This is a genomic window from Bradyrhizobium sp. CSA112, from assembly GCF_029051645.1.
Taxonomy (GTDB): Bacteria; Pseudomonadota; Alphaproteobacteria; order Rhizobiales; family Xanthobacteraceae; genus Bradyrhizobium.
In genome coordinates this window covers 15,941-33,985 of the sequence record NZ_JAACFS010000001.1, presented here as the reverse complement: position 1 = coordinate 33,985, position 18,045 = coordinate 15,941, and the positions used below count along the sequence as shown (strand labels likewise).

17 protein-coding genes are annotated in these 18,045 nt (G+C 62.6%); 11 read left to right on the top strand and 6 right to left on the bottom strand.

The window, feature by feature from the left end; translation table 11 throughout:
• Positions 1 to 8: 8 nt before the first annotated feature.
• Together GWE18_RS00145 and GWE18_RS00140 are read right to left on the bottom strand one after the other, a co-directional pair.
• Positions 9 to 722: a hypothetical protein gene (locus tag GWE18_RS00145; RefSeq protein ID WP_275183799.1), complete on the bottom strand. Its 714-nt coding sequence runs from the start codon at positions 720 to 722 to the stop codon at positions 9 to 11.
• Positions 719 to 1,288 (bottom strand): sigma-70 family RNA polymerase sigma factor, encoded by a 570-nt coding sequence (locus GWE18_RS00140; protein WP_275183798.1) that lies wholly within the window; start codon positions 1,286 to 1,288, stop codon positions 719 to 721. Before GWE18_RS00140 ends, GWE18_RS00145 begins: the two co-directional genes overlap by 4 nt.
• A gap of 419 nt (positions 1,289 to 1,707) precedes the next feature.
• Between GWE18_RS00140 and GWE18_RS00135 the strand changes: the two genes are divergently transcribed.
• The gene (locus tag GWE18_RS00135) at positions 1,708 to 2,856 is read left to right on the top strand and encodes a GGDEF domain-containing protein (RefSeq protein WP_275183797.1); all 1,149 of its coding nucleotides are present in this window, start codon (positions 1,708 to 1,710) and stop codon (positions 2,854 to 2,856) included.
• Between the two features lie 63 nt (positions 2,857 to 2,919).
• Positions 2,920 to 4,032, top strand: coding sequence for a DUF2336 domain-containing protein (locus GWE18_RS00130; protein ID WP_275183796.1), 1,113 nt, complete (start codon positions 2,920 to 2,922; stop codon positions 4,030 to 4,032).
• A gap of 37 nt (positions 4,033 to 4,069) precedes the next feature.
• On the opposite strand, the gene GWE18_RS00125 is transcribed toward GWE18_RS00130, so the two are convergent.
• Together GWE18_RS00125 and GWE18_RS00120 are read right to left on the bottom strand one after the other, a co-directional pair.
• Complete coding sequence (locus tag GWE18_RS00125; RefSeq protein WP_275183795.1) at positions 4,070 to 4,708, bottom strand: DUF1109 domain-containing protein; 639 nt, start codon at positions 4,706 to 4,708, stop codon at positions 4,070 to 4,072.
• A gap of 2 nt (positions 4,709 to 4,710) precedes the next feature.
• Entirely contained in the window at positions 4,711 to 5,256 is a 546-nt protein-coding gene (locus GWE18_RS00120) for a sigma-70 family RNA polymerase sigma factor (RefSeq protein ID WP_275183794.1), read from the bottom strand.
• Positions 5,257 to 5,625: 369 nt separating this feature from the next.
• Between GWE18_RS00120 and GWE18_RS00115 the strand changes: the two genes are divergently transcribed.
• Both GWE18_RS00115 and GWE18_RS00110 read left to right on the top strand, forming a co-directional pair.
• The gene (locus GWE18_RS00115) at positions 5,626 to 6,303 is read left to right on the top strand and encodes a hypothetical protein (protein WP_275183793.1); all 678 of its coding nucleotides are present in this window, start codon (positions 5,626 to 5,628) and stop codon (positions 6,301 to 6,303) included.
• A gap of 109 nt (positions 6,304 to 6,412) precedes the next feature.
• Positions 6,413 to 7,192 (top strand): enoyl-CoA hydratase, encoded by a 780-nt coding sequence (locus GWE18_RS00110; protein ID WP_275183792.1) that lies wholly within the window; start codon positions 6,413 to 6,415, stop codon positions 7,190 to 7,192.
• Positions 7,193 to 7,336: 144 nt separating this feature from the next.
• Here the strand turns inward: GWE18_RS00110 and GWE18_RS00105 are convergent, their stop codons facing one another.
• The gene (locus GWE18_RS00105) at positions 7,337 to 9,190 is read right to left on the bottom strand and encodes an acetyl-CoA hydrolase/transferase C-terminal domain-containing protein (RefSeq protein WP_275183791.1); all 1,854 of its coding nucleotides are present in this window, start codon (positions 9,188 to 9,190) and stop codon (positions 7,337 to 7,339) included.
• Positions 9,191 to 9,530: 340 nt separating this feature from the next.
• Between GWE18_RS00105 and GWE18_RS00100 the strand changes: the two genes are divergently transcribed.
• From GWE18_RS00100 to GWE18_RS00075, 6 genes are all read left to right on the top strand, one after another.
• Positions 9,531 to 10,946 (top strand): TolC family outer membrane protein, encoded by a 1,416-nt coding sequence (locus GWE18_RS00100; RefSeq protein ID WP_275183790.1) that lies wholly within the window; start codon positions 9,531 to 9,533, stop codon positions 10,944 to 10,946.
• A gap of 239 nt (positions 10,947 to 11,185) precedes the next feature.
• Positions 11,186 to 12,157 carry an alpha/beta hydrolase gene (locus GWE18_RS00095; RefSeq protein WP_275183789.1) on the top strand — a complete coding sequence of 324 codons (972 nt, stop codon included), beginning with the start codon at positions 11,186 to 11,188 and terminating at the stop codon, positions 12,155 to 12,157.
• Between the two features lie 28 nt (positions 12,158 to 12,185).
• Complete coding sequence (locus GWE18_RS00090) at positions 12,186 to 12,608, top strand: hypothetical protein (RefSeq protein WP_275183788.1); 423 nt, start codon at positions 12,186 to 12,188, stop codon at positions 12,606 to 12,608.
• Positions 12,601 to 13,701: a hypothetical protein gene (locus GWE18_RS00085; RefSeq protein ID WP_275183787.1), complete on the top strand. Its 1,101-nt coding sequence runs from the start codon at positions 12,601 to 12,603 to the stop codon at positions 13,699 to 13,701. Before GWE18_RS00090 ends, GWE18_RS00085 begins: the two co-directional genes overlap by 8 nt.
• A complete protein-coding gene (locus tag GWE18_RS00080; RefSeq protein WP_275183786.1) occupies positions 13,691 to 14,035 on the top strand; it encodes a hypothetical protein in 345 nt (114 codons plus the stop codon). The genes GWE18_RS00085 and GWE18_RS00080 overlap by 11 nt, the downstream gene beginning before the upstream one ends.
• A gap of 150 nt (positions 14,036 to 14,185) precedes the next feature.
• Positions 14,186 to 15,361 carry a LysM peptidoglycan-binding domain-containing protein gene (locus GWE18_RS00075; RefSeq protein WP_275183785.1) on the top strand — a complete coding sequence of 392 codons (1,176 nt, stop codon included), beginning with the start codon at positions 14,186 to 14,188 and terminating at the stop codon, positions 15,359 to 15,361.
• Positions 15,362 to 15,689: 328 nt separating this feature from the next.
• Here the strand turns inward: GWE18_RS00075 and GWE18_RS00070 are convergent, their stop codons facing one another.
• The gene (locus GWE18_RS00070; protein ID WP_275183784.1) at positions 15,690 to 17,288 is read right to left on the bottom strand and encodes an FAD-binding oxidoreductase; all 1,599 of its coding nucleotides are present in this window, start codon (positions 17,286 to 17,288) and stop codon (positions 15,690 to 15,692) included.
• A 118-nt stretch (positions 17,289 to 17,406) separates the two neighbouring features.
• Here GWE18_RS00070 and GWE18_RS00065 point away from each other — a divergent pair, with 118 nt between their 5' ends.
• Positions 17,407 to 17,958 carry a hypothetical protein gene (locus tag GWE18_RS00065; protein WP_275183783.1) on the top strand — a complete coding sequence of 184 codons (552 nt, stop codon included), beginning with the start codon at positions 17,407 to 17,409 and terminating at the stop codon, positions 17,956 to 17,958.
• Positions 17,959 to 18,045: the final 87 nt, after the last annotated feature.

Below are 18,045 nucleotides of genomic sequence, written 5' to 3'. Positions count from 1 at the left end.
AGGCGGCCTTATGGCGTTGCAACCGCCAGGCTGACGATCTTCTCGCGCTGCAGCCTGCCGATCAGGCTGGCGGCTTCGTCCTTGCTCATCGCCTTGTTGCCGAATTGCAGCCGGAACATGCCGCCCTTGGCGCCATCGACGATCGAGGCCTGATAGTTGTCGAGCAGCGTCGTAATGTCGGCGATGCGCGCTTCCGGCGCAAACCGCACCAGCGCGCGCGGCGGCGCGGCGCTGCTTCCGAGATCGCGGGTGATTGGTGCGGATGACGGCTCATTCATGCTCAGCGACGCTGTCTCGAACAAAGCAGTCTGGTTCTTCACCAGCACGGCGCCGATCACGCCGGCCTGCAACAGCAGCGCCACGGCGCCGAGGCTCGCCGACCAGGCCAGCGTACGCGGCGACAGCCTTGCGAAAAATTCCGATATCCGGGCGGACAGGCTGACCGAAACCGACGGCTTGCGCACGGGCTCTCCGTCGATCGCAGCAAACAGCTTCTGCATGGCGCGCGTGGACGGCGCACCCAGGCTCTCGTTGAGGCTGATCGTCTCGGCATATTCTTCCCGGATGACGGCATATTGCCGGGCAAGCTCGGGATCGCTGGCGAGCGCCTCCTCGACACGGCGTGCATCGCGCGTGCTCAGCGTGCCGGCCGCATGGAACGGCAACAGCATCTCGACTTCGCTGGGCTCGTGATCCAGCATTTTTCTGCTCGCTGCCATCATGGCCAACCTCGCTCTATGCCTGCTGCTTTGAGCAACTCGGCCAATTTTTTGCGCGCATAAAACAGGCGCGTCTTGACGGTGTTCTCCGGGATGCCGACGATTTCGGCTACCTCTTCCACGGACTTCTCGTGGTAGTAGACGAGATCGACGATCTCCCGATGGTCTGGCGAAAGTGCCGTCAGGCACTTGCGCAACGCTGCACCGGTATCCTTCTTCTGCACCACCACTTCCGGATCGTCGGACGTATCCTCGATCGCGTTTGCGGTCTCTTCGTCCAGTCCAACGTCCTTGCGGCGCCTGAGCGCCGACAGGGCTTTGAACCGCGTAATCGCCAGGAGCCAGGTGGTAACGGCGGATCGGCCTTCGAATTTGCCAGCCTGACGCCACACATCGAGAAAAACCTCACTGATGAGGTCTTCCGCAATCTGTTCATCCCTTACGAGCCGAAGCCCGAAACGGAACACCCTGACATGGTGCCTTCCGTAAAGCACCTGCATGGCGAGCCGGTCGCCTTGAGCGATCCGAGCGATCAGAACTTCGTCTGAAGGCGCCTGTGCCGCGTTCAATGGCCGTCTCGCAAAGTTGGTCTGACGGGAGAGGCCGGCGGTTCGATGTGAAAGGTGAGATTCTTCACATTACGGCAATGTCCAGATTGCATGTGTGATCTACCCCACAGACGGGGATTGCCAAGCCATTTTCCCGGCGAGAAGGAGCTGATCCCCGATATTGGTACCATAATACGGAAACACTTTCCTAAAGACGGCCACCCTACAACCTTAGCAAGGCTTCGCCGGCGGGACAGCATCTGCGTTACGCCCAAGGGTCCCGCGCACGCGGGTTCCGCGCTATCGGAATCTGGCAGATTTCCGTTGTGAAACAGTGCAATGGCCGGGTTTTAACGGAGCCGATTCGACTTCAAAAGATACCAAACCTAAAGGCTTTATTCCCTAAAGTTTCGTCGGGCACACTCCAATAGCGACGGGACATGAGTAGCGCGGCTTCATTGCTTCAGGGGCAGGGCTCCCACAGTGCGGCCGCGCGTCCGGTCCGGCTGCCGCCGGAGATATTGAACCGCCGGGCCGGCCAGCGCCGCCAGATGCTGGCCGTGCAGGGCGTCAGCTACGCGCTCATCACCTCGGTTCTGCTGGTCTATTGCTACGCCGGCACCGTCCCGATCATCATTCCGTCGGCCTACTTTCTTTCCGGCATCGGGTTGGTGGCGATCTTCGTCGTGCTGTCGGAGGCCCATTTCAACGACCGGTTCGAGGATCATTATCTCACGATCTTCCAGGTCGCCGGCCACGTCGCGCTCCAGCTCTGTTTTCTGCTGGCGGTGCCCGGAATCGGATTTGCCTTCCTCAGCGTCGTATTCCTCATCTTCGGATTCGGTGCGCTGCGGATGACCTCGCGGCAGGCCGTCATCACGTGGACGCTCACGATGATCGGCCTGGCCCCGATCTTTCTGCTGACCAGCACGCCGATCGGTTTGCCGGTTGCGACCCAGACCGAACGTGTCGCCGCGATGCTCTCCTATGTCCTCACGATCGGGCAATGCGCCTTCGTGGGATTGTACGGCAGCACCATGCGCAAGATGCTCTACGACCGCAGCTTCGAACTGAAAGCGGCGTACAAGCGGATCGAGGAACTGGCCGAACTCGATGAGCTGACGGGGGCGTCCAACCGACGCAGCATCATGCGAATGCTGGAGGAGGAGATCGCCCGTGCGACCCGCGGCGGATCGCCATGCTCGATCGCGCTGATCGACCTCGACTGGTTCAAGCGCATCAACGACGCCTACGGCCACCCGACCGGCGACGAGGTGCTGCGGACATTCTCGATCACCATGTTCGCCAACATCCGCAGCGTCGACCGGTTCGGCCGCTATGGCGGCGAGGAATTCCTGCTGGTGCTGCCCGACATGGACGCCGGCCAGGCCATGCGGGCGCTCGACCGGTTGCGTGCCATTATTGCCGATCTCGATTGGAGCGCATTTTCTCCGGGCATGAAGGTGACCATTTCCGCAGGCGTCGCCACGCTGAAGCCGAACGAGACGTCAGACACATTCCTCGCGCGCGCCGACAGCGCGCTGTACGCATCCAAGGCGCAGGGACGCAACCGCATTACCAGCGCCTGATCCGACACATTTCAGCTCCGGCGGCGCAGAATCCGCCGCCAATTTTTGCTCCAGGACAGAGTCATGATTTCGAAAGCCGCCATCTCTCCCTCTCCCGGAAGTCTGCTCGATGAGCTGCAGTCCACGCTTGCGCACGGAACCGTCGCTCGCCGGGTAGAGACCCTGCGCCGGGTAACCGATCTCTTCATCAACGGCGCGGTGGATTATTCGGACGAGCAGGTCGGGCTGTTCGACGATGTCTTCCAGTGCCTGATCGATCACATCGAAACCTCGGCGAAGATGCTTTTAGCCAACCGTCTCGCCCCGATCGACACCGCGCCGCCGCTCACCATCCGCGCGCTTGCTTTCGACGACGTCATCGAGGTGGCAGGTCCCGTGCTGTCGCAATCGACGCGGCTCGACGACAAGACTCTGATCGAGAATGCGCGCAGCAAGAGCCAGGCGCATCTGATGGCGATTTCGACCCGCAAAACCCTGAGCGGCGCGGTCACCGACGTGCTGGTCCAGCGCGGCAACCATGAGGTGATCCAGTCGACCGTAAACAATCCCGGCGCGGAGTTCACCGAGCGCGGCTTTACCCGCCTCGTCAGCCGCGCCGAAGGCGACGACAATCTCACGACCTGCATCGGCCTGCGTCCGGCCGTGCCGCGGCATCTCTATCTGAAACTGCTCGCCAAGGCCTCCGACACGGTGCGGCAGCGGCTGGAGGCCGCCAACCCACAGCAGGCGGCCGAGGTGCCGACCGTGGTCAAGGAGGCAACGCGGCGCGCGCGCTCGGCGACCTCTGATATCACCAGGGACACTGCGATTGCGCACGCGCTGGTCAAGTCGCTGTACGAGGACGGCCGGCTCGACGAATCTGAGGTGGCGTCGTTTGCCGCGGCCGGGAAATTCGACGAGGCCAACGCCTCGATTGCAGCGCTCGCCAACGTACCGGTGGCGATCGCCGAAAATATGATGATCGAAAGCCGCGCCGAAGGCGTGATGATTTTGGCGAAGGTCGCGGGGCTGTCGTGGGCGACAGTCAGGGTCATCATCAAGATGCGCGACGAACTCTCCGGCGCGGAACCGGCCGATATTGTGACCTGCAAGGATACTTACGAGCGGCTGCGGCCGTCGACGGCGCAGCAGGTGCTGCGCTTCCACCGCATGCAGCAGAATACGCCCGCCGCGTGAGCACTGTGCTTCCGTAGCCGGATGGAGCCGCGAATCGTCAATACTTCAGCAGCTTCGATCCGAGCAGCGCGCCGAGCGCCGTTACCAACGCGGTTGCGATCGTGTACCAGGTCGCCACAAATAGCGGTGAATCGTCCGTGCAATGCGAGGCGTAGAGCGTCGCCGCCAGCCCCGCGGACAACAATCCGGCGATGGCGCCGGCGACCGCCGGCCGCGCCGGCGCGCCGTGCCGCAGCCCGATCAGCGCGCCGGCCAAAATCGGCAACGATAGCGCCGAGATGCCCGTCATGCAGACCCAGGAGTTCTTGCCGACCAGCCGCGTCATCATCGGCAGGCGCTGCGGCATCATCATCTCGCCGCCAATGCCTGCGGCCAAAATCCCGACGGGGGCGAGCAGCAGCCAGCCAAATCCGCGCAGCGAGGCCTCGGGCCGCGACAAATGCAGGCTAACGCCAATTGCCGAGATCGCCAGCGCCAGCGTCACCGCGAATTTCAGGTCGAAGAACGGGTTTCGCATCGCAACCATCACGTCGGGCCTGACGCCGAGCTCCGTAAAGAACATCAACAGCGAAACCGGTGCTGCAGCCAAGAGCGCCAGCATCAGCGCGAAGCCGACGGGGCGCGCGCGGTGCGCATTGTCGGCCGCCAGCGTTCGAATGAGCTGATCGGTATCCATTCTCATTGTTCCCGTAGCTTCGCCGTCAGGCTGGTCAGCCCACGGTGCAGCGCCACCCGCACCGCGCCCTCGCTCATCGAAAATTTCGCCGCCGTATCCTTGATCGAGGCGCGGTCGACCGCGATCGACTGCAGCACTTCGCGCTGGCGTGCCGGCAGCGTCTGAAGCTGGGCCGCGACCTCGCTAGCGGAAGCCGTCTCGGCCGGTGCTTCGCCGGGCAGCGTCTCGGCGAAATCGTCAATATCGACGAAAATGCGCCGGCCGCGGCGGCGCAGCGCATCGATCAGCTTGTTCCGGGCGATCGCAAACAGCCATGGAGCAAATGGGGCGCTGACATCCCAGGTATGCCGTTTCAAATGGACCGCCAGCAAAATGTCCTGCACGATGTCCTCGGATTGGTCGACCGGTTGCCCTGCCCGCGCCAGACCGCGGCGCGCGGCGGCCCGGAGCACCGGCGCGACGGCCTTGAGCAGGCGATGATACGCCGCACTGTCGCCTGCAATGGCCGACCGCATCAGGCCGGTCCATTCGTCATCCCGTTCGCGCACCCGCGCTCCTACCCTGGAATTCGGTCGATCTTTCAATTTGTTACGTCAGGACGACCAGATCACGAAGTCGTGATCGAAAGTCTTGACGCCGAAGCGTCCTGCCGCACCGGCCTGGCGGTGTCCATCCGGGAATCGGGACGGCCGGCTGCGCGGACGGCAGGCTCATAACATCGATTGCGCTGACAAGCATCCGGCGTAGCTCCTCCAAGAGAAGTCCGTGCCGGCAAAACGCCCGCCCGCACGTCCGCTGCAACACCATTGCCCAGCTTTTGCCCGGTGTTGCCCGAAGATTCCCTGTTTTTGCCGTGCTGTGGACACGCGGCGGGGTCTTTTTTCGGGACTGGGCGGCGGCCAATGGGGAGATTCCACATGACGATCAAGGCCAGCGCGGGATCGGCATTGATTTTAGCGGCAGGGCTTTTGGTAGGTTTCGCAGGACCACTGCCGGCGATAGCCGCCGGTACGGCTGCGGATAGCGCCGAGGTCTCGAAATCGGAGAGCGCGACATCCGGCAAGTCCGCCAGGACCGGTTCGCGCTACCTGAAGAAGCGCTCCGCCTATCGCAAATCCACCCCCGCCGCATCGAAATCCACCGAGAGCAAGAAGGCCGACGAAAAGCAGGTCGCTGATGCGAGCGGCAGCCCCCCACCCGCGATGCCCGAATGGCTCGCCAACGCCAACGCACAAATGACTTCGACCGATGCGGCCCCCGATACCGCCAAGGCCATGTCGGCGGCCATGTCGGAGAAAGCCAACACGGTCCTGCAGCAAGCGGCCGAGGACAAGCCGGCCGACGCGGAGGCGCCGGCCGACGCCGCCGTGGTTGCCTCCGACCAGCTCAACGATGTCGATCGGGCGCTGCAGGAGGAGACCCCCTCTACGCAGACGGTTGCAATGGCCTCGGCCAAATCGGCATCGGAGGCTCCTGATCAGGCCGCTAGTAGCGACAGCTCCACCCTGGACAAGACCTCGCTGATCGGAAAGATCTTTATCGCCTTCGGCGCCTTGCTGACGATGGCGTCGGCCGCGCGCATGTTCATGGCATAGCCGCCGGCGCACCATCCCCGCGTCCTGGGTCCGTTCGTTCCAGCCCACTTGAAGCCCACCCCGGCAGCGGGCACATTGCCCCGCGAAAAGGACTACCCCGGGGTGGATCATGGCAACGTTCGAAAACATCATTGTCGAGAGCAAGGGCGCGGTCGGCATCATTACGCTGAACCGGCCGAAAATGCTCAACGCGCTGTCGTTCGGCGTATTTCGTGAAATCGCTGCCGCAGTCGATGACCTCGAGGCCGACGACAAGATCGGCTGCATCCTGCTCACCGGCAGCGAAAAGGCGTTCGCCGCCGGTGCTGACATCAAGGAGATGCAGCCGAAAACCTTCATCGACATGTTCTCCAGCGATTTCACCGCCATTGGCGGCGACCGCGTCGCCACCTGCCGGAAACCGACGATCGCGGCCGTCAGCGGCTATGCGCTCGGCGGCGGCTGCGAGCTTGCCATGATGTGCGACATCATCATCGCCGCCGACACCGCAAAATTCGGCCAGCCCGAAATCACGCTCGGCACCATCCCAGGCATCGGCGGCACCCAGCGGCTGACGCGTGCGATCGGCAAGTCCAAGGCGATGGATCTGTGCCTCACCGGACGCATGATGGATGCGGCGGAAGCCGAGCGTTCCGGCCTCGTCAGCCGCGTCGTGCCGGCTGACAAATTGATGGAAGAAGCGCTCTCGGCGGCGGAAAAGATCGCCTCGATGTCGCGTCCGGCTGCGGCCATGGCCAAGGAAGCCATCAACCGCGCATTCGAGACGCCGCTGTCGGAAGGCATGAATGTCGAGCGCAATCTATTCCACTCGACCTTTGCGCTGGAAGACCGCTCCGAAGGCATGGCGGCGTTCATCGAGAAGCGCAAGCCGGTGAACAAGAACAGGTAACGCCGAGCTCTCTCCGCACGTCGTCCCTGCGAACGCAGGGACCCATACGCCTCGGCCGTCGTGTTGAAGCGACGATGGGCAGACATCTTCTCTAAGCAACTACGCCCTGTGGTTATGGGTCCCTGCGTTCGCAGGGACGACGGATTATAGCTTGCCGCTCCTCGCCAGCGCCGCATTGACCAGCGCGCGATAAGCACGGTCGGCAAACGTCGTCGGGCGATCGAGTCCTAACCGCGCCAGACATTCGCGCTTCGACGCATCCGGCGGCTGCGTCATCCCCTGCCACAGCAATCCGGGCAGAACCAGTGGCGTCCGCTGCGCTTCCCGCAGCAACTGCAGCGCCGGGATCAGCCGCTGCTCGACCTCGGTAAAGTCGGTGCCGAACGGAAATGACGGCAGCAGCCCGGTCTCGCGCGCGGGCTTCAAAGCCTCCGTCACCCGTTCCGGAAAATTCTCGCGATGCGCGCGCGGAACTTCAAATGCCTTCGGCAGCTTGCCGGCATCCTTGGCGATCTTCGTAAGCTCGTCCTGGAAACGGGAATCGGTAACCTGCAACATCGCCGCAATGGTCTCGGCGTCCGATCTGCCCCTGACATCGGCAACGCCGTATTCCGTGACGAAGACGTCGCGCAGATGCCGCGGGATGGTCTCGTGACCGTAGCTCCAGCGGATGTTGGAGTGCGTCTTTGCACCCGCCTGCCGCGTCGCCTCCAGCGTCAGGATCGACCGCGCGCCTTGAAGCGCGAACGCCTGCGCCACGAAATTATACTGGCCGCCGACGCCGCTGACGACCTGGCCATCGTCGAGGCCGTCCGAGATCGCGGCCCCCATCAGCGTCGCCATCATCGCGTTGTTGACGAAGCGGGCGCCGACGCGCGCCCGGCGCTTGGCATCCTCGTCGCCATAGAGCTCGTTGGTGAAGGACACCGGCATCATCCGGATGCGCGCGAGTTGCTCGTCCGGCATTTCGCGCAACGCGCGATAGAGCGATTTCGGCCCGAGGAAGAACGCGCCGTGCAGCGTCACGCCGTCGACCTCGCGCTTGAGAACACCGGCGTCGATCAGGCCGAGAAACGCCTCGATCAGCATTTCGCTGACGCCATAGAGTCCCGTCTCGAACGGTCCCGTGTGCGCTTGCTCGATTCCAGGCGCAAGCCGCTTCATGATGGTGCCGAATTGCGCGTTGTCGCGGTGGCGAACGATCAGCCCCTGCGCCAGCGCATCACCGACCTGGCCGATGCCGATCTGCAGGGTGCCGCCGTCAGGCACGAGGCTAGCTGCATGAAGCCCGATCGCGTATTTGGTGTCGCTGACCGGCTCGGCCGGCGGCGCAAACAGCGGGAAATCCGTCGCGGGACTGTCGAGAACAGCGGAAAATTCGTCCGCCGGCAAATCGCCCGGGCCCGGCATGAACGGCAGTTCGGAATTGACTTGGCCGATCAGCTTGAACGACGCGCGACCTTGCTCACGGGCGTGCAAGATGTCGAGCGTGGTGTCGGTGTTGCAGCTCAGGCTGTAGCGCGTCACGCCTTCGACCACGCGTTTCGCGACCAGTTGGGTGACGACGTTCAGCCCGCGCGTCAGCAGGTATGACGAAGCATGGGTATAGTTTGCTGAGATGTAATGCTGCTGCGCGTACGGCACGTGCAGCCATTTGCCGGCCAGGAAGAAAAACTCGATCACCCTGATGTTGGGCGGCAGTTCGCCGGCATGCAGCGCATTCGCATACGTCAGATCGGGATAGCCGCCGAACAGGCGATCGATCACCGGGCCGATGAAGCGCCGTTCGAGCAAGCTTGAAGGCCGGGGCTTTTCCAGCGTCAGCGCCGAAAACAAAGTGAGCTTGATCGAGCGGTCGGCGGCGGCGCGTGCGTACAGCGCGTTGACGACATGATTGGCCTTGCCGAGCCCGAGCGGCAAGCCGACCATGAGGTCGGTTCCGACCTCGCGGATGATATCCTCCGCGATCTCTTCGGGATCGGAAAACAGCTTTGGCATCAGTAGCGGACCCGGGGCATAGCTGCGAAGCTAACCGCCCTGAATCGGACGCCAGCCACCGAAGCTATAGCGCATCTGCCGCCGAACTTCGTCTGTGACGAACCGGCAACAGCCAAGCTTTGATTTCACCGAATTAATGTACTGATGTCGCGCGGCAGTTTGCCTGTAGCGACCGTGCCCCCTAAACAGGTAGACGAGGCTGTCGGCGGGGGCGGACGGACAGTGCATGATCCGGAATGACGGGTAACCGGCATTCCCTGGAGATCATGCCGAAACAAAAAGATAGAGCGGGATGACTCGAAGCAGGGTTATCACGTTCTTGTGTTGACTACGGGGTCAAATGGCTAAGCGTGCCGCAAGGGTTGGCCGCGTTGAAAGACGGTTGCTTCGATCGGGCATTTGCCTTGCTGCGGCTTGCCTCGCGCTTGCGGCGCCGGCTGCGCATGGCGAATCGCTCCCCGAGGCGCTGGCCAAGGCCTACCAGACCAATCCCGCGCTCAATGCCGAGCGGGCGCGCCAGCGCGCCACCGACGAGAACGTGCCGCAGGCGCTTTCGGGTTATCGGCCGCAGATCATTGCTACTCTCTCCGCCGGCTTTCAGGCGGTGCGCAACCTGCTGCCCGACAACACCGTCCAATCGGCGAACCTGAAGCCCTGGACCATCGGCGTGACGGTGTCCCAGACGTTGTTCAACGGCTTCAGGACCGCCAACAGTGTACGCGTGGCGGAATTGCAGGTGCAGGCCGGCCGCGAGGCGCTGCGCAATGTCGGTCAGGGCGTGCTGCTGGATGCGGTCACGGTCTATACAAACGTTCTCGCCAACCAATCGCTGGTCGAAGCCCAGCGCGCCAACGTGGAATTTCTGCAGGAAACGCTCGGCATCACCCAGAAGCGTCTGAATGCCGGCGACGTCACGCCAACCGACGCTGCGCAGGCCGAGGCACGTCTGAGCCGAGGCCGCGCCGATTTGAATGCCGCTGAGGTCAATCTAGCCGTCAGCCAGGCGACTTATCTTCAGGTCATCGGCAACGCGCCCACCGTGCTCCGCCCTGCCGAAGCCGTGGATCGCCTGCTGCCGCGCAGCCGCGATGACGCCACCGGGCAGGCCTTCCGCGGGCATCCTGCCGTGATGGCGGCAAGCTTCGATTTCGACGTCGCCACCACCTCGATCCGCGTCGCCGAGAGCAGCCTGATGCCGACGATCACGCTGCAGGGAAGCGTCAGCCGCAGCAAGGACTCGGATCCCACGCTTGGTACCCTCGGGACCGACCAGGCTTCGGTGACCGGCCAGCTCACACAGCCGATCTATGACGGCGGTATGGCCGCCTCACAGACCCGGCAAGCCAAGGAAATCGCAGCGCAAAGCCGGCAGGTGCTGGACCAGGTCCGCAATCAGGCCCGCACCGCCGCGGTCGGTGCCTGGGTCGCTAATGAAGGCGCCAAGATCGCGGTGACCGCATCCGAAGCCGAGGTCCGCGCCGCCACCGTCGCGCTGCAGGGCGTGCAACGGGAGGCGGCCGGCGGCCAGCGCACCACAGTCGACGTGCTGAACGCGCAGCAGGATCTGATCCTGGCGAAGGCCCGGCTGATCGGCGCACAGCGCGACCGCGTGATCGCCTCCTATACCCTGCTCAGCGCGATCGGCCGGCTCGACGTGAAGACGCTCAACCTCAAAACGCCGGACTACCTGCCGGAAGTGCATTACCATCAGGTGCGCGACGCCTGGCACGGCCTGCGCACGCCATCGGGGCAGTAGATTGTATTTCCCCGTCATTCTGGGGCGATGCGAAGCATCGAACTATGGTGCGCAATTGCGCACCTGAGAATCTCGAGATTCCGGGTCTGGTCCTTCGGACCATCCCGGAATGACGACAAACGCAGTGTTAACCGGGCGCTGATCATGTCCGGTATTTTCAGTCGCCAGCCATTTGCGTTCGCCTAAAACGCGGGTCCGCTTCCATCACCCGTTTATTTTGATCGATTTTGCGAGGCCTCGTGGTTTCAAACATTCTGCGCTGGTCGGCCAACGGCTTGTTGGTCCTGCTCCTGTCCGCAATCCTTGTGGTCACCTCATTCCGCCTTGCGGCGTCGATACGCGAAACCGGAGCGCGCGCCCAACTGGCGCCGCGGACCGGCCACCTGGTGCCGACGCGTTCAGGCCGCGTGTTCGTGCAGGAGAAGGGTCCGGAGGATGGCATTCCCGTGGTGCTGTTTCACGGCACGGCGGCGTGGAGCGAGCTATGGCGGCACACCAGCGACGTGCTGGCCGCGGCCGGCTTTCATGTGATCGCCCTCGATCTCCCGCCGTTTGGATTCTCGGACCGTCCCGGCAGCTATACGCGACAGGATCAGGCCGCCCGGATCAACGATGTGCTTGATGCGCTGAAAGCTGAGCCCGCCATCATCGTCGGTCACTCCTTCGGCGCTGGGGCTGCGACCGAACTGGCGATGCGATATCCGGATCGGACACGCGCACTGGTGCTGGTCGATGCCGCGCTCGGATTGACGGCTGCGCCATCGGACGCGCCCTGGGTGGTCCAACCGCAATGGATTCGTGAAGTCCTGGTGTCACTGACCATCACCAATCCCGTGGCGACGCAAATGCTGCTCAAATCGTTGATCGCGAAGAAAGAGCGTGCGCTGCCTGAATATGTCGCGATCCTGCAAAGGCCGCTGGCGCAGCGCGACAGCACGAGCGATATCGCCGACTGGCTGTATTATTTCCTCGGCACCGATACCAATGCCGCGAGCGCGGACCGCAATGCCTATGCGAAGCTGGAAGTCCCCGTCGCGATCCTGTGGGGCGACAAGGATACCATCACCCCCGTTGAGCAGGCTCTCGATCTCCGAACGCTGCTGCCGCCGGATACGGACCTGACATTGCTGCCGGGGCTCGGTCACATTCCGCAGATCGAGGACCCCGCCATGTTCAACGATGCCCTGCTCAAGACGCTTGGAAAACTCTAGACTGAGCCGAGATTCGGCCGGAGACATCATGGACATCATCAGACTGTGCGCCTGGGGCTATGCCGCCCTGCTCGGCTTCGTGATCCTAACCGGTTACATCCCAGCCTTCATCGACGCCAATGACATGATCTTCGGGCTGTTTCGCCGCACCTGGTACGCCGATGGACTGCATCTCGTCTCCGCGCTATGGGCGGCAACCGCGGCGATGACCTCGCGCCGCGCCTCGGAACTGTTCTTTCAATTATTCGGCGTTTTCTACTTTGCCGACGGTATGCTCGGCCTGCTCACCGGCAGCGGCTATCTCGACTTCGGCATCCTGATCAACGGCGTCCTTGACCTGCCGCTCTCGACGCGGTTTTTCGCCAACGCGCCGCATCTCGGGCTCGGCGGCGTGGCAATCCTGATCGGCTATGGGCTGGCGCCGCGGACGCGGACCACCGTTCATGCTTAAATGGCTACGGCGCATCCTCGCTGTTGTCGCGATCCTGATCGCGTTGTCGGTGCTTATGCCACTGGCCTATATCGAGGGTGCCTGCCGCCCGGCTTCCAGCGCCTCAGCATCCGCCACACCCGCGGTGACCCTTCCCGCAATCGACGAGCCGGGCTACCGGCGCAAGCTGAACAATACGTTCTTCACCTTTCCGGAGTGGTACATCGTCTATTCCTTCGAGGATTTCGGCCGTTTCCTCGATCGCTCCAGCGAAAGCCACTTCAATTATTTGAGCCATATCTTCGGTTTCTGGCGAAGCTTCTGCACCATCAACCGCGCCGTGCCTGCGACGGGAGAATCCCTGGCCGAAGTCAAGACGATGATCTACGTGATCGGGATCAGCTATTCCGTCGAATATGCCGTCAAGGGATTTTACGAGAACACCATCGGCCGCGTGTTCGAGTGGATCAGGGGCGAGAAGCGCACGCCGCAGGATGAGTTCGGCCGCGCCGTGCTGCAGGACTATGCCGCCTTCCTCAATACCATTCCCTGGTACAAATATCCGTTTCGCGAGAAGCTCGACGGCCTCTTCGCGATCTCGGCGCCAACGCCGAGCAATCTGCGCACCTGGGAGCGCGACTTCGCGCTCGGCGCGGAATATTTCGTCAAGATCAGCTATGCCGCGCTGATCCAGAAGGCGCTCGACGCCAGCAATGACGATGAGCCGCGCGATATCATGTTTGCCGTCGCGACACTGCCGCCGGAGACGTTGGCGAGGGAGCCACGCATCAAACCGATCCGCGCGCTCAACGCACAATGGCAGCTCGTGCAGACGCCACGCTACAAGGCGTTTACCGAGATCGTCCAGGGCCTGCTGGACCAGGGATATGGCGTTGCGGAGATCGCGGGCAATCGCGACATTCTCATCACGGTGATAGCGCCGGATGCCGCGAAACTCGATATCAAGGGCACGACCGAACTGTTTTCGCTGGAACTGGATGCCCGGCCCGGTTTTCGCAGGGCCGGCCTGAAGGCCAGGATCGACCGGCTCGTCGACATCAATCGCGAGCTCAAGGCCAGGGGTGCAAGCATTGAGCACTTCTATGATTACTGACCGGCGTCAACGCGGCGGTTGGCGGTGGGGCCGGATTGCCGGCGCTATCGCGCTCGTCAGCGTCGGCTGGCTCGCGGTAGTTGTTGCGCTGACCTTCGGCTCAGCCCCCGGCAAGTCGATGGCGATCATTGGCCCGCCCTCCCAGGCACTGGCAGCCATCGCCAAGGCCAACGGCCGCATCCTCGCCTCGAATAACTACGTCACCATCGCGCGTTCCGACGATGCCAATTTCGTCGGCCGCCTCTACGCGGCCGGCGCGCTGTTGGTGCTCGACGCCGAACAGGCCGGCGGCTGCAGCGGCCTGCCGCCGAAGCGGTTCACCGTGCAGCTTTGACGACGGACCAGAGTTCCAGCCTGGCCGGCCTGCCCTAGACGGCTTAATCCTTCTGTGCCTGCGGGTTATCTCTCGGCTTGAGTACCCATTTCGGCCGAAATACCTGTATAATGATGGCGGGCCGACCTTCCGGCCGACGGGCTAAAGACCATGATCAAGACATCAATGAACCGGTTGGTCGTGCCCCTGATAGGGCTTGTTGCGGCGAGTGGCATCGGAACGATCGTCGCCATGCAGTACATTGGGCGCGAGCCGACTGCTGATAAGGCTGCAAGCGTCGCGCCAAAACCGGCCACTGATGAGCGCGTCAAGGGGCCGGCACTCGCAAGCGTGCAGGCGGAGGCAAACGCGGTGGCGGCCGCGCTGGCCGGATCGACCGCCACGCCCGAGAGCGGCGACGGCGAGCCGGCGTTCGACGTCGCCCGCATCGAGCCGAACGGCGAAGCGGTCATCGCGGGACGCGCGGCGCCGGGCGTGACCGTGGAACTGCTGCGAAATGGTGAACTGCATGATCGCGTCGTCGCGGATCCATCCGGGCAATTCGCGATGATCCCGCGCCCGCTACCGCCAGGCACCTACGATCTGACGTTGCGCGCCAAGCAGCCCGACGGCAGAGAGACCATATCCAAACAGAGCGTGACGGTGGCGCTTGAGCCGAATCTGAAGGAACGGCCGGTCGTGGCCCTGATGACGCCAAACAAGCCTACCGTCGTGATGTCACAGCCAGCTCAGGCGAAGCCGGAAACCGCTGCGGTGATTGTGGAGGCGGTCGAGATCGAAGCCGGCGGCAAATTCCATGTGAGCGGCCGCGCGCGCGCCGGCGCCCCGATGAGGCTCTATCTCAACGACAGCTTTATTGCGTCGGTAACGGCGGCGACGGATGGACGTTTTGCCGTCACGATCAATGAGGGAATCGGGCCCGGGAATTATCGCGTAAGGCTGGACGAGGTGGATTCGAAGTCCGGCGTGGTGCGTGGACGCGCCGAGGTGCCGTTCAACGCGCCCGACCCGGTGGTTACCGCGTCGGTACCGCCGCGCACCTCACCTTCCAAACCGGACTCCGCCGCCCTGCCGAAGTCCCAGGTGGCGGATGCATCGGCCGGCGCCCTGCCGGACGTCACGAACTCCTCCAGCGTCGTGGTGCCGAAGATCTCGACCACCACGGTATCGCGCGGTGACAGCCTGTGGCGAATCAGCCAGGCCACCCTCGGCGCGGGCACGCGCTACGCCACGATTTACAAGGCCAACCGGGAGCAAATCCGCAATCCCAACCTTATCTATCCCGGCCAAACCTTTGTCATTCCCAACCGGGAAGCCAATCCTTAAGGAGTGCTCAAACGGACTTTAATGCTCCTGCCGCTCTAAAAAAATGGCCTTCGAAGAACAACGAGCGCGTCAAAGGCGCTGTCTGGTCGACCCCGTACTCGGTCCTTGATGGCACCTTGGACGAATGCATCACCAAGTTTCTGGAGCAACCGCTCAGCCAACGTCATCTCTACGAGATTCATACCGCCCCACAGGGCGATTTGATCCCCAAGATAATCTCCGCCGAACTCGTCGTTGAACTTGCGAGGCTGCGCGATTTCTTGTGATGTCCATGATTACCATCTCGCTTTGCCGAGCTATGCACGATGCTCGCGATGGCAGACAGGCGTTACGACGCGTATTTCTGGTAAAACGTATTGGTGAACAACTCGCCCGGATCATACTTCCGTTTCGCTGCGAAGAAAGCGTTGATCTCCGGGTATGAGCGCTGCAACTGGTCGCGCGAATAATAGAGCTGGTAGGGCAGGAAAAACCGGCCTTTGTGCGCAATCGTAAGGTCGATCAACTCCTCCGTCGCCTTTTTCATTCGCCGATTGCCCTCCTCATCGGTGGACTGGTTGATGTAGAGCACCAGCGAGAACGCCGGCTGCGGCGAATAGGTCAGGAAATTGTTCTCCTGATGGACGACCCGCACCGACGCATTCAACAGATTGGTCTTGTTGTCGGTCAACACCTTGCGCATGCCATCGACGAACGAGACGAACTGGCTGCGCGGAATGAAATACTCGTGCAGGATATCGGTATCGTCAGGCAGTGAGTTGCGCAGGTAAGGCACGGAATCGTGCATCGGGTCGTTGCGGTTGACGAGGCAGGCCTCCGCCGATCCGATCGCCTGCGCCCGCGTGACCGTGCAGTTTTCCATGCGATGCTCGATATGTTTCTCCGACAGCCATTTTATTTCCTGAAACAGCGGGCCTTGCTTGGACAGGTTGATGGTCAGTCGCCGCAATTTGGTGCCGCTGACCTCGCCGAGCGGTTCTCGTTTGAAATCGGTACCGTCGACCTTGGTGTAGGTATAGAGCAGCAATTCCTTCAGGAACAAGCTTGGCGCGGTCGAGAGATGGCCGTACATCAGGCCGATATTGGCGTCCTTCTCGATCTCGCCGGCGAACAGCGCCGGAAATTCCTTGTAGTCCATCATGCGACGGTCAGTCTGATAGACCAGATTGTCGGCGATATCGAGTTCGGCCTCGACGATCACACCGAACAGGCCGTAGCCGCCGACCACAAGGTTGAACAGATCCGGGTTCTCGGTCGCCGACACCGTTCGCAGCGAACCGTCCGCCAGCATCACCTTCATTGATTTGATCGATTTGGCGAGCGCGCCGGCCTGATGGTCCATGCCATGGGCATTGACCGAGATCGAGCCGCCGACGGTGAAAATGTCGGTCGATTGCATCGCCCGGACCGCAAAGCGCGGGTGCAACACGTTCTGGATGTCGTGCCAGGTCGCGCCCGGCTGTACCGTGACCGATCGCGAAGTCTCATTGAGCACGATCTTGTTGAAGCCGCGCATATCCAGCACGATGCCGCCCTTGCGGAAGGCGTGCCCGCCCATGCTGTGGCGCACGCCGGCGGTCGTAACCGAGAGCTTGTTGTCGCGCGCAAAGGCCAGCGTCTTCGCGACGTCCTCGACGCTGCGCACGTCGACCACGCCATAGATTTCGGTTTTGCTGAGACAGCTCGCGTCGTTGATGCTGCCGCCAAGCTGCGACCACCTTACGTCCTTGAGTGGCGCAATCGCCTTGATCCGCTCCAGATCGATTTTCGTCTGCTCACCGCCGCCGACCGCAGGGCCGCAATCCTTCTCCCCGGTCGGATCGGCAGCCAGCGCCTGAAGCTTGCGATAGCTGTAGACACCGAGCAGCACGACCGCCACGGCGGCGACCGACACGCCGGTTTTGAGCTTTTGGGAAAATTTTTGCATGAACTGATTCCAGGGGGATTGCGAGATATTCCGGGTGGGCGGATCATTAGTCAAATTTGGGCGGCTTCTGGTTCGATAGACCGGTTGCATTACCGAAGCGATAAGCCGGAGCGAACAAATGAAGAGCTGCCGCATACATGTGATGGGCGCATCGGGCGCGGGTGTCACCAGCCTCGGCCGCGCTCTCGCTGGTGCGCTGGCCATCCCGCATCACGACACCGACGATTACTTCTGGCTGCCGACGGAGCCGCCGTACCGGGACAAGCGCGACGTCGCCGAGCGGCTGAAGCTGATGCAGGATGTCTTCCTGCCACGCGCGGCCTGGGTATTGAGCGGATCGCTTAACGGTTGGGGCGATGTGTTGATTCCAAATTTCGACGCGGTCGTCTTCCTCACAACCCCTCGCGATATGCGGTTGCAGCGGCTGCGGGCACGCGAGGCCACCCGCTTCGGCGCCGATGCGGTGGCGCCCGGCGGCTGGCGGCATGCAGAGACCGAGGAATTCATTGAATGGGCATCGGGCTATGAAGACGGCAATGTGAGCCGTAATCAGGCGAAGCATCAGGCCTGGCTTGCCCAACTGCCCTGCCCCGTGCTGCGGATGGATGGATCGCGGCCGTTACCCGAACTGGTCGCGGAAGTTCGCGCGGTGATCGGCGACCTCGCATGACGGCGCCTTCTCGCGGCCCACTTCTCCCGATAGTCTCTCCGCGCAGACCGAGGCAAAGCAACGCCCGGCGCGTGGCGGGAGAACGCT

Bases quoted from the DNA above. Each gene is read 5' to 3' on its own strand.
- GWE18_RS00145 (WP_275183799.1), bottom strand. From the start codon at position 722: ATGATGGCAGCGAGCAGAAAAATGCTGGATCACGAGCCCAGCGAAGTC.
- GWE18_RS00135 (WP_275183797.1), top strand. From the start codon at position 1,708: ATGAGTAGCGCGGCTTCATTGCTTCAGGGGCAGGGCTCCCACAGTGCG.
- GWE18_RS00130 (WP_275183796.1), top strand. From the start codon at position 2,920: ATGATTTCGAAAGCCGCCATCTCTCCCTCTCCCGGAAGTCTGCTCGAT.
- GWE18_RS00125 (WP_275183795.1), bottom strand. From the start codon at position 4,708: ATGGATACCGATCAGCTCATTCGAACGCTGGCGGCCGACAATGCGCAC.
- GWE18_RS00115 (WP_275183793.1), top strand. From the start codon at position 5,626: ATGACGATCAAGGCCAGCGCGGGATCGGCATTGATTTTAGCGGCAGGG.
- GWE18_RS00110 (WP_275183792.1), top strand. From the start codon at position 6,413: ATGGCAACGTTCGAAAACATCATTGTCGAGAGCAAGGGCGCGGTCGGC.
- GWE18_RS00105 (WP_275183791.1), bottom strand. From the start codon at position 9,190: ATGCCAAAGCTGTTTTCCGATCCCGAAGAGATCGCGGAGGATATCATC.
- GWE18_RS00100 (WP_275183790.1), top strand. From the start codon at position 9,531: ATGGCTAAGCGTGCCGCAAGGGTTGGCCGCGTTGAAAGACGGTTGCTT.
- GWE18_RS00090 (WP_275183788.1), top strand. From the start codon at position 12,186: ATGGACATCATCAGACTGTGCGCCTGGGGCTATGCCGCCCTGCTCGGC.
- GWE18_RS00085 (WP_275183787.1), top strand. From the start codon at position 12,601: ATGCTTAAATGGCTACGGCGCATCCTCGCTGTTGTCGCGATCCTGATC.
- GWE18_RS00080 (WP_275183786.1), top strand. From the start codon at position 13,691: ATGATTACTGACCGGCGTCAACGCGGCGGTTGGCGGTGGGGCCGGATT.
- GWE18_RS00075 (WP_275183785.1), top strand. From the start codon at position 14,186: ATGATCAAGACATCAATGAACCGGTTGGTCGTGCCCCTGATAGGGCTT.
- GWE18_RS00070 (WP_275183784.1), bottom strand. From the start codon at position 17,288: ATGCAAAAATTTTCCCAAAAGCTCAAAACCGGCGTGTCGGTCGCCGCC.
- GWE18_RS00065 (WP_275183783.1), top strand. From the start codon at position 17,407: ATGAAGAGCTGCCGCATACATGTGATGGGCGCATCGGGCGCGGGTGTC.